The sequence below is a fragment of the Desulfotalea psychrophila LSv54 genome, assembly GCF_000025945.1.
In the GTDB taxonomy this organism is placed as follows: Bacteria; Desulfobacterota; Desulfobulbia; order Desulfobulbales; family Desulfocapsaceae; genus Desulfotalea; species Desulfotalea psychrophila.
On the sequence record NC_006138.1, the window covers coordinates 775911 to 791352 of the forward strand.

At 47.0% G+C, this 15442-nt stretch carries 10 protein-coding genes and 2 tRNA genes; 9 read left to right on the forward strand and 3 right to left on the reverse strand.

The features are described 5' to 3' along the window. Nucleotides 1-144: 144 nt before the first annotated feature. From purL to DP_RS03545, 3 genes are all read left to right on the forward strand, one after another. A complete protein-coding gene (gene purL, locus DP_RS03535) occupies nucleotides 145-3948 on the forward strand; it encodes a phosphoribosylformylglycinamidine synthase (RefSeq protein ID WP_011187949.1) in 3804 nt (1267 codons plus the stop codon). A gap of 246 nt (nucleotides 3949-4194) precedes the next feature. Beyond that, nucleotides 4195-4734, forward strand: a complete 540-nt coding sequence (locus DP_RS03540) for a dihydrofolate reductase family protein (RefSeq protein ID WP_011187950.1) — start codon at nucleotides 4195-4197, stop codon at nucleotides 4732-4734. A 741-nt stretch (nucleotides 4735-5475) separates the two neighbouring features. Beyond that, entirely contained in the window at nucleotides 5476-6822 is a 1347-nt protein-coding gene (locus tag DP_RS03545; protein WP_011187951.1) for an alanine/glycine:cation symporter family protein, read from the forward strand. Between the two features lie 110 nt (nucleotides 6823-6932). On the opposite strand, the gene DP_RS03550 is transcribed toward DP_RS03545, so the two are convergent. The 3 genes from DP_RS03550 to DP_RS03560 are packed head-to-tail and all read right to left on the reverse strand — an operon-like array spanning nucleotide 6933 to nucleotide 9719. Next, nucleotides 6933-7604 carry an XTP/dITP diphosphatase gene (locus tag DP_RS03550; RefSeq protein WP_011187952.1) on the reverse strand — a complete coding sequence of 224 codons (672 nt, stop codon included), beginning with the start codon at nucleotides 7602-7604 and terminating at the stop codon, nucleotides 6933-6935. Then, complete coding sequence (locus tag DP_RS03555) at nucleotides 7558-8163, reverse strand: epoxyqueuosine reductase QueH (protein ID WP_156792200.1); 606 nt, start codon at nucleotides 8161-8163, stop codon at nucleotides 7558-7560. The genes DP_RS03550 and DP_RS03555 overlap by 47 nt, the downstream gene beginning before the upstream one ends. Nucleotides 8164-8165: 2 nt before the next feature. Further along, entirely contained in the window at nucleotides 8166-9719 is a 1554-nt protein-coding gene (locus DP_RS03560) for a sigma-54-dependent Fis family transcriptional regulator (RefSeq protein WP_011187954.1), read from the reverse strand. A gap of 189 nt (nucleotides 9720-9908) precedes the next feature. Here DP_RS03560 and DP_RS03565 point away from each other — a divergent pair. From DP_RS03565 to gatB, 6 genes are all read left to right on the forward strand, one after another. Next, a tRNA-Ser gene (locus tag DP_RS03565) sits at nucleotides 9909-9994 on the forward strand. An 8-nt stretch (nucleotides 9995-10002) separates the two neighbouring features. After that, nucleotides 10003-10094: transfer RNA gene (locus DP_RS03570), tRNA-Ser, on the forward strand. An 860-nt stretch (nucleotides 10095-10954) separates the two neighbouring features. Beyond that, a complete protein-coding gene (nadB, locus tag DP_RS03580; protein ID WP_011187956.1) occupies nucleotides 10955-12544 on the forward strand; it encodes an L-aspartate oxidase in 1590 nt (529 codons plus the stop codon). 189 nt (nucleotides 12545-12733) lie between these two features. Further along, nucleotides 12734-13339 carry a recombination-associated protein RdgC gene (rdgC, locus tag DP_RS03585; protein ID WP_041277589.1) on the forward strand — a complete coding sequence of 202 codons (606 nt, stop codon included), beginning with the start codon at nucleotides 12734-12736 and terminating at the stop codon, nucleotides 13337-13339. 87 nt (nucleotides 13340-13426) lie between these two features. Beyond that, nucleotides 13427-13963 carry a hypothetical protein gene (locus DP_RS03590; protein WP_011187958.1) on the forward strand — a complete coding sequence of 179 codons (537 nt, stop codon included), beginning with the start codon at nucleotides 13427-13429 and terminating at the stop codon, nucleotides 13961-13963. Nucleotides 13964-14006: 43 nt separating this feature from the next. After that, nucleotides 14007-15431 (forward strand): Asp-tRNA(Asn)/Glu-tRNA(Gln) amidotransferase subunit GatB, encoded by a 1425-nt coding sequence (gene gatB / locus DP_RS03595; protein WP_041277590.1) that lies wholly within the window; start codon nucleotides 14007-14009, stop codon nucleotides 15429-15431. Nucleotides 15432-15442 lie beyond the last annotated feature (11 nt).

The window sequence follows — 15442 nt, forward strand, 5'->3', positions numbered from 1 at the left end:
CAAAAATAAAATGAAAATCTTCTGTGATTTAACTGCGGAAATTTTTGTTTTTTTATGCTATTTTCAAGGCGCATATGATCTGCCCTTTGTAGGGTAGTATGCCATCGATATCATTTTTTCTCAAAAGTAAAAGGAATTACCGTCATGGGTGTATCAGTTACACAGCTGTATAGAAGAATAGATGAGAGTCGTGCCTACTGTTTTAATGTTGAATCATCCAGCTCTTTAACCCCTGAAGAGTTGAACTGTCTAAGGCTTATTTTAGCTGAGGGTTTTTTACTCGAGACAGTATCATTTGAGCCAGTGCTTGTCGGTGATCGAGTTGTTGAGCTCGGACCGCGCATGAACTTTGCCACAGCCTGGTCTTCTAACATGGTTTCCATCTGCCAGGCCACGGGCCTTGGCATTATTAGCCGTGTTGAGCGCTCCCGACGATACCTTGTACCTGCTGATGTTGATACCCAAGAATTTATTGCTGCTCACCACGATCGAATGACCGAATGTCATTACCCCCAGCCCATTACCACCTTTGAAACCGGAATCAAGCCAGCAGAGGTCTATGATGTTGATTTGATGAGCGGCGGTGCCGATGCCCTGTTGAACATTCCCGGTATCTCCATGGATGAGTGGGATCGTAACCTCTATTACGACTACTTTGTTAACCAAGAGGGACGGAATCCGAGCATTGTCGAGATCATGGATCTAAATAATGCCAACTCCGAGCATTCCCGCCATGGCTTTTTCAAGGCTAAGCAGGTAATTGATGGTGAAGAGCAGGAGGGAACCCTTTTTGATCTTGTCACCGATACCCTTGATGCCCATCCCGCCGGTTCAATCATTGCCTTTAAAGATAATTCCAGTGTTATTGCTGGCCATAGCTTTTCAGCTCTTGTTCCAGAGAGTCCAGGCCAGAGTTGCCCCTTTGTCCGCAGGGATGTGACCTATAATCCTCTCCTTACCGCTGAAACCCATAACTTTCCCACTGGTGTGGCTCCCTTCCCCGGTGCTGAAACAGGCACAGGCGGTAGACTTCGTGATACCATGGCTACCGGTCAGGGTTCAATGTTTATAGCTGGTACAGCAGGTTACTGTGTTGGTAATCTCAATATTCCTGGTTATGAGCTCAGCTGGGAAAAGAACTATCCATGTCCCACCAATCTTGCCTCTGCCCTTGAGATTGAAATTGAGGCCAGTAACGGTGCTTCTGATTATGGTAATAAGTTCGGCGAACCCCTGATTCAGGGATTCACCCGTTCCTTTGATATGCGTCTTGAAAACGGTGAGCGCTGGGGCTTTCTTAAGCCCATCATGTTCACCGCCGGTATTGGTCAGATGAATGATCAACATACTGTAAAGTCAGCTGAAGAAAAGGGCATGATCATCGTTCAAGTTGGCGGTCCTGCCTACCGTGTTGGTTTTGGTGGTGGTGCAGCCTCTTCTATGCTGCAGGGTGAGAATGAGTCTGAATTGGATTTTGATGCGGTTCAGCGTGGCGATGCCGAGATGGAACAGAAGATGAGTCGTGTCATCCGCGCCTGTAACGAGATGGGCGAGAAGAGCCTCATTGAGATAATTCACGATCAAGGTTGCGGTGGTCCTGCCAACGTTATCAAAGAGCTGGTTGAAAAATCAGGTGGCCGGGTAGATATCAGAAAGATACAGGTGGGTGATCCTACCATGTCTGTTCTGGAAATCTATGTTGCTGAATATCAAGAGCGTTGTGGCTTCCTTATTCGTCCAGAGAATATTGAGCAATTTGAAAATATCTGTAAGCGTGAAAAGGTGGGCTGTGAGATCCTCGGTGAGGTGACAGGTGATCTTCGTTTCGTTCTCTTTGATTCCGAAAATGGTACAACACCCGTTGATATCGATCTTCCTGTGCTTCTTGGCGATATCCCGCAGAAGACCTTTGAAGATAACCGTACTAAGAATACATTCTCGCCATTGAAATTGGCAGCAGATGCTACCATTGAAAGCAGTCTTCACGATGTTTTACGTCTGGTTTCCGTTGGCTCCAAGAGGTTTCTGACTAATAAGGTGGATCGTGCCGTATCCGGTCTTATTGCCCAGCAACAATGTGTGGGGCCTCTTCAGTTGCCTCTCAGTAACGTGGCCGTGGTTGCTCAATCTCATTTTTCCAAGAGTGGTATTGCCAGTGCTATTGGTGAGCAGTCTATTAAGATGCTTATTGATCCCGCAGCCGGCGCCCGTATGGCCGTGGGCGAGGTCTTGACCAATATGGTCTGGGCTAAGATTGACGATATGGAGCAGATCAAGTGTTCCGCCAACTGGATGTGGGCACCAAAGCTTGCCGGCGAAGGTGCCGCTCTCTACGATGCAGCCAAGGCCATGCGCGATACTATGATTGAAGTGGGTATGGCCGTCGATGGTGGTAAGGACAGTCTCTCCATGGCAACCATGGTTGGTGATGAGGTGGTCAAGTCTCCTCGTGAGTTGGTTATCTCCACCTATGCCGCCATGGCCGATCTGGATAAGAAGGTCACCCCTGATCTCAAGCATGTGGACAGTGAACTCTTCTTCATCGATCCAAGCTGTGGCGCGGCCCGTATGGGTGGCACTGCCCTGGCTCAGGTTAATGGCCAACTGGGCGATAAGAGCCCCGATGTTGAGGATGGCGCCTTGCTCAAGAAGGCATTTCTTGCCGTTCAGGAGATGATTGATGCCGGTCTGATTTCAGCTGGACATGATAGAAGTGACGGTGGTTTAGTTACCACCATGCTCGAGATGGCCTTTGCCGGTAACTGTGGTTTGAAAATAGAGCTCAGCGGTGATGTTTCAGCCCATGACTATCTCTTCAATGAAGAGTTGGGAATGATGATCGAATGTGTGCCAGGTGCCGAGGCGGAGGTTGAGGAAATCTTGGTCGCAGCAGGTATCACTCCAGTAGCCCTTGGTTTCACCACTGCCGATAAGAATATCTCCATCTCCTATAACGGTGAGCAGGTTCTAAATCGTGAGATGCAGGTACTTCGTTCCTGGTGGGAGGAGACCAGTTATCAGCTTGAGCGTCTTCAGGTTAATGTCGCCTGTGCCGAGAGTGAAAAAGAGGTCATCTACGATCGCAAGGGTCCAGCTTATCATCTGCCATTTGCCCCTGAGCCTGCCACGGCAGAGGTCTTGGCTGCAACGGATAAACCAAAGATTGCCATCCTCCGTGACGAGGGTTCCAACTCCGATCGCGAGATGACCGCAGCCTTCTATTCCGCGGGCTTTGAGGCATGGGATGTCTGCATGAACGATCTGCTGGCCGGATCGGTTGATCTTGCCGACTTCAGAGGACTTGCCGCAGTTGGTGGTTTCTCCTATGCCGATGTACCGGAGTCTGCCAAGGGTTGGGCTGCTACCATTCAGTTTAATCCGCGTCTTAAGGAGATGTTTGATACCTTCTATAATCGTCCAGACACCTTTACCTTTGGTATCTGTAACGGTTGTCAGCTCTTTTCTCTTCTTGGTTGGGTCCCTCAGCTGGGCACCTCGGCTGAAGATCAGCCTCGTTTTGCTGGTAACCTCTCGGGTAGGTTTGAGTCTCGCTGGACAACGGTGAAGGTTCAGGCCAGTACCTCTATCATGCTTCAGGGTATGGAAGATCTGGTCTTTGGTATCCATGTGGATCATGGTGAGGGACGTCTCCTCTTCCCCAACGCCGATATCATGGAGCATGTGAAGGAACACGGCATGACCCCCATGGTCTATGTTGATGATGAGGGCGAGGCCACCGAGCAGTATCCGCTCAATCCCAACGGTTCTGCCGAGGGACTTGCCGGACTCTGTTCAGCAGATGGTCGCCATCTTGCCCTGATGCCACATCCGGAGCGCTGTTTTCTTCCATGGCAGATGCACTACCTGCCGGAGGAGATGAAGGAGCTGGAGGTTTCTCCATGGTTCCAGATGTTCAAAAATGCCTATGACTGGTGTATGAGTAACTAGTCTTTTATCAGCCTGCAAATATGCTCAAAAAAATCCCCACCCTGCCTCGCAGAGTGGGGATTTTTTTTATTCTTTTGATATCTGCGGTTCAGAGGCGTATTATGGTAATGTATCAGGATTGTTAGACGTATTTTCCGTTAGAAGCCATTGGCGGGGTGTAAAGGATTGCTCGGTGACGCTGTTTTGTCCTACCTCTGCATCCCTTCCCTCATCTTTATACATTCTTTGTCTTAAAGGAGTCGTGAGATGAAAGTTTCTGTGTATATCGCAACCAGCTTGGATGGATATATTGCCCGGGCCGATGGAGATATCTCCTGGCTCAGGGAGGCAGGTAGTTCTGCCGGTCAGGAAGATTATGGCTATGGAGAGTTCTTTCGCTCGGTGGACTGTATGATACTGGGGAGAAAGAGCTTTGAAACGGTCCTGAGCTTTCCCACCTGGCCCTATACCGGCAAACGGGTAATTGTCCTGACCAAGACCTTGGAGGAGATCCCTGCCCGGGTACGGGGAAGGGTTGAACTCTATTCAGGCTTGATGAAAGAACTGGTGGCCAGCTTGGAGGCAGAGGGATGCAGGCGTATTTATATAGATGGTGGCAAAATTATCCGCTCCTTTCTGCGAAAAAATCTCCTTACCGATATTACCATAACAAGAATTCCCCTCCTTCTCGGTGAAGGCATTCGTCTCTTTGGCGAGACCGGCTACGATATTAAGCTTAGACATATAAAAACAAAGTCTTATGAAAGTGGCTTTGTTAAGTCGACCTATGAGTTTGCCCTGCAGTAATTGTTTAAAAGTGTTTATATAACTTTGTCAGCTATTTTTAGCTATAAAGATGACCTGTTAATGGCCATATCCGCAGAATTGTCTTTGCACTGTTATTTGTTGGCGACTTTATCCTTTCTCTCTCCTCACCTTTGCCAAAAGCGGCAGAAATATTAGGCTCCAGTTAGCAAAAAAAAGGTCAATCTGCGTCTCTAATGTCAATTGATTGACCTTAGGCAAAACTGTTCTAGCAGAGCTTATTTTGGTTCATTTTCTACGGATTATGGACTTTTTGTCAGCAAATAATTTGTTTTATTGCTTTTTTAGGAGAAAAAAAGGCTAGGGAGTTGCCGCTTAAGACAACAGTAGAATTGTCTCTTTTGGTTATGTTTTGCCGAAGATTGTTCTGTTTTATGCCTGCTCTTCTAGCTCTACCCGAGGGCTTCTAACATGCAAAATAAATGGATTTTAACTTTTTCTTATTGTATTTAAGTAAATTGAGCCTGCAACAGTACTACCTAACTTAAGTTAAATAGCCCTAAGGATCTTCACAGAGGCCTAATAAGTTTTTTTTATTGAAAGCATAAAAAATAATAATTTAGCTTGTGCTCGGCCTCTCAGGTTTATATAGTGCATCAAATTTTTACATAGTATGTATCAAAATTATACATGCAAGAGGACATTTAGGTTTGGAGAGAAAATCTTTTTAGGTCTTTTTGCTGGTTGAGCAAACTGTTAAGTCAATGAGGGAGAGGAGAATACATGGATTTCTTGGAAACTTTTGGGGTAGTTGTCGCAAAACTTAACTCTTTTGTCTGGGGGCCGCCAATGCTTATCATGTTGGTGGGTACCGGTTGTTGGCTAACCTACAACCTTCGCGGCATTCAGTTCCGACAGCTCGGCCACTCTCTCTGGCTTGCCTTTGTAAAGCGTAAGGAAGATACCGATGAGCCGGGTGATATCAGTCACTTTCAGGCCCTGATGACAGCCTTGGCCGCAACCGTTGGTACCGGTAATATTGCCGGTGTTGCCACGGCTATTGCCATTGGTGGTCCCGGAGCCCTTTTTTGGATGTGGATGAGTGCCCTGGTCGGTATGGCAACGAAGTACGCTGAGGCCATCCTTGCAGTAAAATATCGTGTCCAAGATGAAAATGGTGAAATGTGTGGTGGCCCAATGTACTACATTGCCCGTGGTTTGAAGAAGCCATGGCTTGGTGCAATTTTTGCGGCCCTTGCCGCAATTACCGCCCTGGGTACCGGGAATATGGTTCAGTCCAACTCCATCGCCGATGTCCTTGAGGCAACCTGCAGTATCCCACCCATGTACACCGGTATCGCTCTGATGATATTTACAGCCCTTGTTGTTTTGGGTGGTATTAAGGCTATTGGTCGGGTAACCAGTGTAATCATTCCGGTTATGATCGTCTTCTACGTCAGTGGTGCTCTTTACATCCTCTTTACTCATATGTCAGAGGTACCAGCTGCCTTCGCCCTCATCTTTACCCAGGCCTTCAATCCAACCGCAGCAACCGGTGGTTTTGTCGGGGCAACTGTGATGATGGCCATCCGCTTTGGTATCGCCCGTGGTGTTTTCTCCAACGAGTCCGGTTTAGGAACTGCTCCAATTGCAGCTGCAGCTGCTAAGACCAAGTCACCTGCAACTCAGGCACTTGTCTCCATGACCCAAACCTTTATTGATACTATCATTGTCTGTACCATGACAGGTTTGATTTTGATTATTTCGGGCGCCTGGTCAAGTGGGCTTACCGGCGCCGAGCTGACCGCCAAGGCCTTTGCTCTGGGGATGCCCGGTGGCCAGTGGGTTGTAACCATAGGCCTCCTCTTCTTTGCCTATTCAACCATTCTTGGTTGGTGCTACTATGGCGAAAAGTCAATGGAGTTTCTCTTTGGCCGTAAGTCTGTTACCCCATATCGTTTAGTCTTTGTTGTCTTTGTCGGTATTGGTTCTGTGGCCAGGCTTGATATTGTCTGGGGTATTTCCGATGCTTTTAACGGTCTTATGGCATTGCCGAACTTAATTGGTCTTCTCTTCCTGACTCCGGTAGTTGTTTCTGAAACTAAAAAGTATTTTGGTGATAAACTCTAGGTATCTCGTTGCTCTATCCCCTCTCATGGAGGGGATAGCTTGTAAGAAATAAAAAAAGGGGATGAGCAAAAATTGCTCATCCCCTTTTTAGGTTCTTGGAAAACGTTTTACTACTTGCTCCAGTCATTGCCCTCAAATTCGCTGTGATCAGGTTTAGCAGGTTTTTCCTCGCTCAGTCGCTGTTCAAGCCATTTAATGATCTGCGGCGCTTCGGCCTTGATTTCTGCCAGGGCCTTGCCCCGATGGCTGACTCTGTTTTTTTCTTCCATGGAGAGTTCGGCAAAGGTCTTGTCGTACTCTGCAAAGTAGAAGAGAGGGTCATAGCCAAAGCCGCTTTTGCCCCGCTTCTCGGTAAGGATCTTGCCATCACAACGTCCCTCATAGGTGAGGGCAGGGCCGCCCGGGGTGGCAATGGAGATAACGCAGGTGAAATTGGCACTGCGATCCTCTTTTCCAGCCAGTTCCTCCAGAAGTTTATCGCAGTTGCTAGCATCCGTTGCCCCCTCCCCGGAATAACGGGCTGAGTAGACGCCGGGGGCACCGTTCAGGGCGTGCACCTCAAGTCCAGAGTCATCGGCAATGGCAGGTATTCCAAGGATCTTGGCGGTATGGATGGCCTTTTTATAGGCATTTTCATCAAAATCCTTGCCGTCCTCTATGGCCTCAGGAATGGGACCGAATTCTGCCAGTGATCTGATTTCAATGGCAAAATCTTTGAGGATTTCTTGGAATTCTTTAACTTTGTTCTGGTTGGTGGTGGCCAACACTATCATTGGTATCATTGGGCAGCCTCTCCTTCGTTTTTCTGAATCTTTTATCGTATCGTTCTTGCTCGCTATAGATACAGCCACAGTAGGGTTGTCGGTACATCTCCCTCTCTATGGATTCATCTATACCTGCTTGCCAGCCTTCCCGGAAATCCTGGTAGTAAAAGAGCAGGCCGAACTCCTCTGCAAGTAGCTCTCCTGCTCTTTTGATAAGGGCGTGATTTTGATACTTAGAATAAAGCAAAGTAGTTGAAAATGCATCAAATCCTTTTTCTTTGGCGTACTCTGCCGTCTGTCTCATCCTCTGCAGATAACAGGGCCTGCAGCGGCTCTCCTCATGAAAGACAGCCTGGCGGAGGAAGGTGATAAGTTCATACTCACGCTCGGCCACAAAGGGCAGGTGAATTTCCTTGGCGTAGGCCTCCATGGTGTTCAGCCGCCTGCGAAACTCTTTGAAGGGGTGAATGTTATGGTTGTAAAAATAGGCTGTCACCTGCACTCCCTCCTTTCGTAATTGAGAAATGGGGTAGACGGCGCAGGGGCCACAGCAGCAGTGGAGGAGTAGTTTTGTCACGTTCACACCTTATACTTTTTGGGATCAATATTGTACTGATGGATCTTGTAGTTAATGATTCGCAGGCTGGTGTCGAGGTACTTTGCCGTTTTGGTTTGGTTGCCGTTATTTTTTTTCAATCCCTCGATAATAAGCTCTTTTTCAAAGTTTTCCACCGTAGTGGAAAGCGAGGTTGAGCTGGCGCTGCTGCTGATGTCAGAGGTTTGCAGGGTTGGTGGCAGGTGGATGCCCTTAATGGTGTCATCGTCACAGATGATTACCGCCCGTTCCATGCAGTTTTGTAGTTCCCGGATATTTCCCGGCCAGTGATACTGCATAAGCATGTCGATTGCTGAGGTAGATATCCTGCGGATCTCTTTTTTGTTTTCCCGGGAAAATTTTTCCATGAAAAATTCTGCCAGGAGGAGGATATCGGTTCTGCGCTCACGCAGAGGCGGCATATATATAGGGAAGACATTGAGTCTATAGTAGAGGTCTTCGCGGAACTGCTTGTCGGCAACGGCCTTTTCAAGATCCTTGTTGGTGGCCGCTATCAATCGTACATCGCAGTCTATGAGCTTGTTGGAGCCCAGGCGTTGGAAGGTCCTCTCTTGGACAACATGGAGCAGCTTTGTCTGCACAGATTGGCTTATTTCACCGATTTCATCGAGGAAGAGGGTGCCGCCCTCGGCTTGTGCAAACCTGCCGATCTTGTCTTCCGTGGCTCCGATGAAGGCATCTTTTTCATGGCCAAAGAGTTCGCTTTCAAGCAGGGTTTCCGGTAGGGCCGAGCAGTTGACCACGATAAAGGGGCTGTTCTTGTGTTTGCTGTTGTAGTGGAGGGCCTTGGCCACCAGGGTTTTCCCGGTACCCGATTCGCCACGAAGGAGGACGGTGGCATTGGAGTCTACGATCCGGTGCATCATATCGTAAACATCCTGCATCCGGCTGGAGTTGCCGATAATGTCGTTGATGCGGTTCTTTTCTGAGAGTTCTCGTTTCAGCTTTTGGTTTTCGCTTTGCAGCTCGTCTTTTTCCTGATTTACTTTCTGGATTCGGGTGGCTGTTTGGGCAATAAGGCCACTGAGTACCGTCAGGAATTGAAGGTCTGTGTTAGCCTGTTGGCTAATGCCATCGGCATAGATGCGATCTATGCTGAGGGCGCCAATGACTTGCTTACCGTTTTTTATAGGTACGCAGAGGAAGGAACGTTTGTGCTCTTGTATGTTTCCTCGGGATTTGGTCCTGTTAAGAAAGAGTGGCTCTTCGGCAATATGGGGGACGATGATTGGCTCACCGGTGGCCACAACTCTGCCGGTGATGCCCTCTCCTATTTGATATTTTCCTCGTTCCTTACCTTCGGAACTGACTCCGTAGGCCACCTCGATCTCTAGTTTTCCCGTATTGGGGTTGACTATGGTGACCGTTCCATTCTCCATATCCTTCATGGTGGCAAGGGTTTCCATGGTTTTTTCCAGGCAGTCGCGAAGTTCAAGAGAGGATGCGAGATTTTTTGTTATTTCGTAAAGGGCGGCAAGATCCTGTAGCTGCGTTTCTATATTATTATGTTCAGGCATATGAAATTGTGTTGATTATGTTTAAAAACATGCGTATTTAACATCTTGTTAGGGGTGAACTATATCACCTTTTTCTGGGGAAATCGAACAAATATTACAAATTTGTGAAGAAGGTATTTGAAGAAAAATGCTTTTTTATCGTTCATTTTGTTGACATTTCTTTTAAGCAATGTTAAAAAAAGCACGCGTGGAGGAATGGCCGAGTGGTTGAAGGCGGCGGTCTTGAAAACCGTTGTACGAAAGTACCGTGGGTTCGAATCCTACTTCCTCCGCCACGTTTTCTGGAGGGGTGACCGAGAGGCCGATGGTGCTCGCCTGCTAAGCGAGTGTGGGGGTCAGACTCCACCGAGGGTTCGAATCCCTCCTCCTCCGCCAGAAATAGAAAAGGGACTTGATAATTTATTATCAAGTCCCTTTTTTTTGTCCTCTGTTTAGAAGTACATCTTTTCCTTTTCTTTGCAATGGCCCCTAGTCTTTCGGCATTTTTTCGCCTTGCATCCCTCATCAAGTTTTGCCCTCTGTCAGATCTGCCTCGTAGCTTATTTTCCCGATCTACACGTTCTGCCTCACGGCCCCTTTGCATTAACATAAAACAGGCGATAAATAACTTTGGCGGCAGGGGAATGCAGTTGCGCTTATTGCTTGAACTTAGATATCTCTCATTACATTTGGCGTGTCATTCATAGTTGTTGGGCCCCTGTGATTGGTTGGCTGTCTCTTGATAAATCAGATTTGCTGACTTTTAGCTTATCCATTGGTTTGAGATGCTTAATGCTTTTTGTGGAGGGCTGATTATAAACGACTTCATATCGGTGCCTTGTCTCCTCAAGGTTTTGTGTTGGTTGAAATGGAGCTCTTCGCAAATACATTTATTGAAATATTTAACTATTTCAAATTCTTGGTGGCGCATAGGCTTTGTGAGTCTTGCGTCAATTTTTGTTCTCTGTCTGCCCATTCTCCTGTGAACCTGTTTTTTCTCGCATCTTGTCTCTAGTATCTCGCTACTCGCCTATCTTGGAAAAAGATTCTGTTATTGCGGGGCGATGAGTGGATATTAACCGGCTTGATTTTTTGAAAATAGATGGAAAAAAATGAGTCTCATTTTTCCATTTATGGTAAAATAGCCAAGTATTTTATGCTTCGGGTGAGGCATATAAAAGGTCTTATGAAAATTTTAAGCACAGAAGCGGTGTTTCAGATGAAACATAGAGCTGTCGCGCGTAAGAGGTTTTAGTATGGATGTTGATTTTCTTGTTATAGGAAGTGGCATTGCTGGTTTATCCTTTGCCCTTAAGGCATCAAAGTTGGGCAAGGTGGCGGTTGTTACCAAGAAGGCAAAAGTCGATACCGCGACCAACCTTGCTCAGGGTGGTGTTGCTGCTGTACTGAGTGCCACGGATACCTTTGATGAGCACATTCACGATACCCATGCATCTGGGGATGGCCTCTGTGATAAAGCTGTTGTTAAGATGGTTATTGAAAACGGTCCAGCTCGCGTAGAAGAGCTTATTGAACTCGGGGTAGATTTTATAAGAAATGAGAAGGGCGAGCTTGATCTTGGTCGAGAAGGTGGCCACTCTCAGCGTCGGGTTGCCCATGCTTACGACCTTACAGGCCATGAAATTGAACGGGCCCTGGTGGAGAATGTTGCCAACAACCCCAATATAGAGGTTTTTGAAAACCATACCTTGGTGGATCTGTTGATGGTGCCTGGTCAAGATGCCAGTGGCCAAAAAGAGTGTGTAGGCGCCTATATTCTCGACGAAGAACGTAATGTTATCCCCTACCGGGCCAAAGTGACTGTGCTCTGCACTGGTGGTACCGGCAAGGTCTATCTCTATACAACCAATCCTGATATTGCTACCGGTGATGGTATTGCCGCCGCTTACCGGGCCGGGGCCAGTGTTGCCAATCTCGAATTTGTTCAGTTTCACCCCACCTGTCTCTTCCATCATCTGGAGAAGAACTTCCTGATCTCTGAAGCTGTTCGCGGTGAGGGTGCCCGTCTGGTCAACGCTGAGGGTGAGGGCTTTATGGAGAAGTATGAGCCCGATATGAAGGATCTGGCTACCAGAGACAAGGTGGCTCGGGCCATTGATCAGGAGATGAAGGAGAATGGCTGTGACTGTGTTTACCTGGATATTACCCATAAGAGTCGTGAGTTTCTGCAAAAACGTTTCCCCGCTATCTTTGGCAAATGCCTGAGCCTTGGCATTGATATGTCAAAGGATTTTATTCCTGTCGTCCCCGCAGCCCATTATTTTTGTGGTGGGGTGATCACCGATCAAGAGGGTGGCACTTCCGTTGAAGGTCTCTATGCCCTTGGCGAAACTTCCTGTACCGGCCTGCATGGAGGCAATAGGTTGGCCAGTAACTCTCTCTTGGAGGCAGTTGTTTATGCTGAGAACCTTTTTCAGTACTGCCAGGAAAATTGGCAGGAAATTGAGAAAAGACCTCTTCCTGAGGTTGATGCCTGGGCAGCAGGAACGGCCCGTGAGTTAAGGGAAGAGATACTTATTAATCATAATTGGGATATTATCCGCCGCATTATGTGGAATTATGTGGGTATTGTTCGCAAGAAGAGCCGTCTTGAGCTTGCCCAGAAGCGCATTGCTGAAATTCGTCAGGAGATTGAAGAGCACTATAAGAACTATTTTGTAACCCCTAATATGATTGAGCTGCGTAATATAAGTTTGTTGGCAGCACTTATTATTCGGGCTGCTTTGAAGAGGAAAGAATCGCGTGGTCTGCATTATATGCTTGATTATCCTACCAAGAAAGATGCGGAGAAAAGAGGACATACCTTTTCAAAGTACCTGCGATAGGATATGCTCTCAGTTCTGTTCTTTGGGGTAATTATTACAATAGTATGGTATTGTCGCTCGGATATATATTTTTGTTTTAAGTAAAAGAAGAGATAGCATTATCTTTCATAACAAATATAGGCTTGTGACTTCTCTTAAATAGAGTGAGTGCACAGGCCTATGTACTTTGTTCTACAGAGGTGGTTTTCCATGGGATTGTTAAAGGGTTCTGCAAGCTTTGTGCGGTTTAGTGTTGAGGGTGATCTCCCTGAAAATCCTTTGGATTTTGTCGCTGACAGGGTTATGTCTTTTGCCTTCAGGGATATTGATGATACCTATGACGAATACTCCATTGGCTGGGTCTCTATTAATAATATGTTTGATGCTAAGTTTAAATTTGCCTCTTATATAGTGGGTGATTATGTCACCTTGACCCTGCGGATTGATGAGCGTAGGGTTTCGCCGGCAATTTTAAAAAAGTGTATTCAGAAAGAAGAAGAGCGAATTAAGGAAGAAAAGCAAATTCCTAAGATTGGCAGGGCCATGAAGGTGGAGATAAAGGAGCGGATCAGGTCAGAACTACTGCGAAAGTCTGTTCCCATTCCTTCAATCTTTGATGTTTGCTGGGGGATGTCGAATTCAACCCTATTGTTTTTTTCCACCAATAAAAAAATGCAGGCCGTACTCGAAGATTTTTTTAAAGAGAGTTTTGGTCTGATGATTAAGCAGCAGATTCCCTATGTGGTAGCTGAATCCTTGATCTCAGAGGAAAATCAGGCGAATCTTGAACTGATCACCCCGGGTGTGTTTGTTTAAGGACTGCTCGTGTCGTAAATTTCTATTTTGTATAGAAGTTATTGTCTTGCTTTAAGGAGCTGGGTGGTGACGTTTAAAGGATAAACAATGGATTTAGTTGATCTTATAGCTGAAAAAAGATTCTTGGGACAGGAGTTTTTGACCTGGCTTTGGTGGAAGAGTGAAGAGCGCGGTGGTTATGTTGCTCTACCCGAACGGGGTGATGTTGCTGTCATTTTCGAAAAGCATATGCTTTTAGAGGTGGGCGAGGGTGAGTCGAGCGAAAAAATTATCTGTTCCGGTCTTCAGTCTGAGTTGGAGGAGGCCCGCACAGGTCTGCGTATGGGTAAAAAGCTCGAACAGGCTAGGATTCAACTGATTCAGGGTGATTACGAGTACAATTTTACCCTTGCCGCTGCCCTGTTTGAGTTTCGTTCTGTTAAGCTTCCCAAAACGGCAGAGACCGAGGTAGACGAAAAGAATCCTGAAGAGCGGGCCGGTATGGTGCTGGAGAGAATTTATCTTTTCGAAGAACTTCTTCGTATTGTTGATGCCCTCTTCCTGCTCTTTATTGAAGCGCGGGCAGGTGAGAACTGGCGGGATGAACTGCAGAAGATAAGAGCTTGGGTTGGCAAAGAAAATTAATACCGCAGCATGCGGCTGAGAAATATTGAAGAGAGTAGCTAATATGGAATTTGAAACAGTCATCGGTCTTGAGATTCATGCTCAGTTGAAAACAAACACAAAAATATTCTGTGCTTGTTCAACCCAGTATGGGGCGGCCCCCAATAGTCACACCTGCCCGATATGCCTTGGCATGCCCGGGGTGTTGCCTGTCCTGAATAAGAAGGTTGTCGAATATTCAATAAAGATGGGTTTGGCCACGGGATCACGCATCAACCAGTGGAACCAGTTTGCCCGGAAGAATTATTTTTATCCAGATCTGCCCAAGGGATACCAGACATCGCAGTTCGATCTGCCCATTGTTGAAGGGGGCCATATCGAAATAGAGGTAGATGGGGTATCTAAGGTCATTGGTATCACCCGGATGCATATGGAAGAGGATGCCGGTAAACTGGTGCACGATGATGTGGAGCCCGTCTCCCATGTTGATCTGAACCGAACGGGTACACCGCTCCTCGAAATTGTTTCTGAGCCGGATATGCGTTCTCCTCAGGAGGCCTATGCCTATCTGAAAAAGGTACACGCTATTCTTCGCTATCTTGATATCTGTGACGGCAATATGCAGGAGGGTAGTTTTCGCTGTGATGCAAATATCTCCCTACGTCCCATGGGCCAGGAGAAGCTGGGAACCAGGACAGAGCTGAAGAATATGAACTCCTTTAAAAATGTTCAGGCTGCCTTGGAATACGAGGTGCGTCGTCAACGTGATCTCCTCCTCGAAGGGGAAAAGGTTATCCAGCAGACCCTACTGTGGGATCCGGATAAGAACAGAACGGAGGCCATGCGTGGTAAGGAAGATGCTCATGATTATAGGTATTTCCCCTGCCCTGATCTTGTGCCTATAGAGATAAGCGATGAGTGGATAGAAGAGATAAGGGCGAGTTTGCCGGAGCTTCCTGAACAGTGCAAGGCCCGCTTTATAGTGGATTATGCTCTCTCCGAGGACGATGCAGTCCAGCTTACCAGTGAACGTGATCTAGCCCTCTTTTTTGAGGAGGTTGTTGCGGCAGGTGCCCATCCTAAAAAGTCTGCAAACTGGATAATGACCGAGCTACTTCGAGAGCTTGGTGGTGAATCTATAGTTGATTGTCGTGTCCAGGCATCTCAGCTTTCTGCTCTGCTTCTGATGGTTGATCAGGGTATGATTAGCGGTAAGATTGCTAAGACAGTATTCGCTGAGATGATGGCAGAGGGAACTGATCCTCAGCTTATTGTTAAGGAAAAAAATCTTCTGCAGGTATCCGACGAGGGTGAGCTTCTTGCCATTGTTGATGAAATTGTGGCTGCGAATGTCCAGCAGGCCGAAGACTTTCGGGCCGGTAAAACTAAATTGATGGGATTTTTTGTTGGGCAGCTGATGAAAAAAACTAAGGGTAAGGCTAATCCTGGGCTTGCCAATGAGCTGTTTAATAAGGCACTCAACAAATAATAGTGTAGTTT

Excerpts from the sequence above, each read along its gene's own strand:
- purL (WP_011187949.1), top strand. The coding sequence starts at position 145 with ATGGGTGTATCAGTTACACAGCTGTATAGAAGAATAGATGAGAGTCGT.
- DP_RS03540 (WP_011187950.1), top strand. The coding sequence starts at position 4,195 with ATGAAAGTTTCTGTGTATATCGCAACCAGCTTGGATGGATATATTGCC.
- DP_RS03545 (WP_011187951.1), top strand. The coding sequence starts at position 5,476 with ATGGATTTCTTGGAAACTTTTGGGGTAGTTGTCGCAAAACTTAACTCT.
- DP_RS03550 (WP_011187952.1), bottom strand. The coding sequence starts at position 7,604 with ATGATACCAATGATAGTGTTGGCCACCACCAACCAGAACAAAGTTAAA.
- DP_RS03560 (WP_011187954.1), bottom strand. The coding sequence starts at position 9,719 with ATGCCTGAACATAATAATATAGAAACGCAGCTACAGGATCTTGCCGCC.
- nadB (WP_011187956.1), top strand. The coding sequence starts at position 10,955 with ATGGATGTTGATTTTCTTGTTATAGGAAGTGGCATTGCTGGTTTATCC.
- rdgC (WP_041277589.1), top strand. The coding sequence starts at position 12,734 with ATGGGATTGTTAAAGGGTTCTGCAAGCTTTGTGCGGTTTAGTGTTGAG.
- DP_RS03590 (WP_011187958.1), top strand. The coding sequence starts at position 13,427 with ATGGATTTAGTTGATCTTATAGCTGAAAAAAGATTCTTGGGACAGGAG.
- gatB (WP_041277590.1), top strand. The coding sequence starts at position 14,007 with ATGGAATTTGAAACAGTCATCGGTCTTGAGATTCATGCTCAGTTGAAA.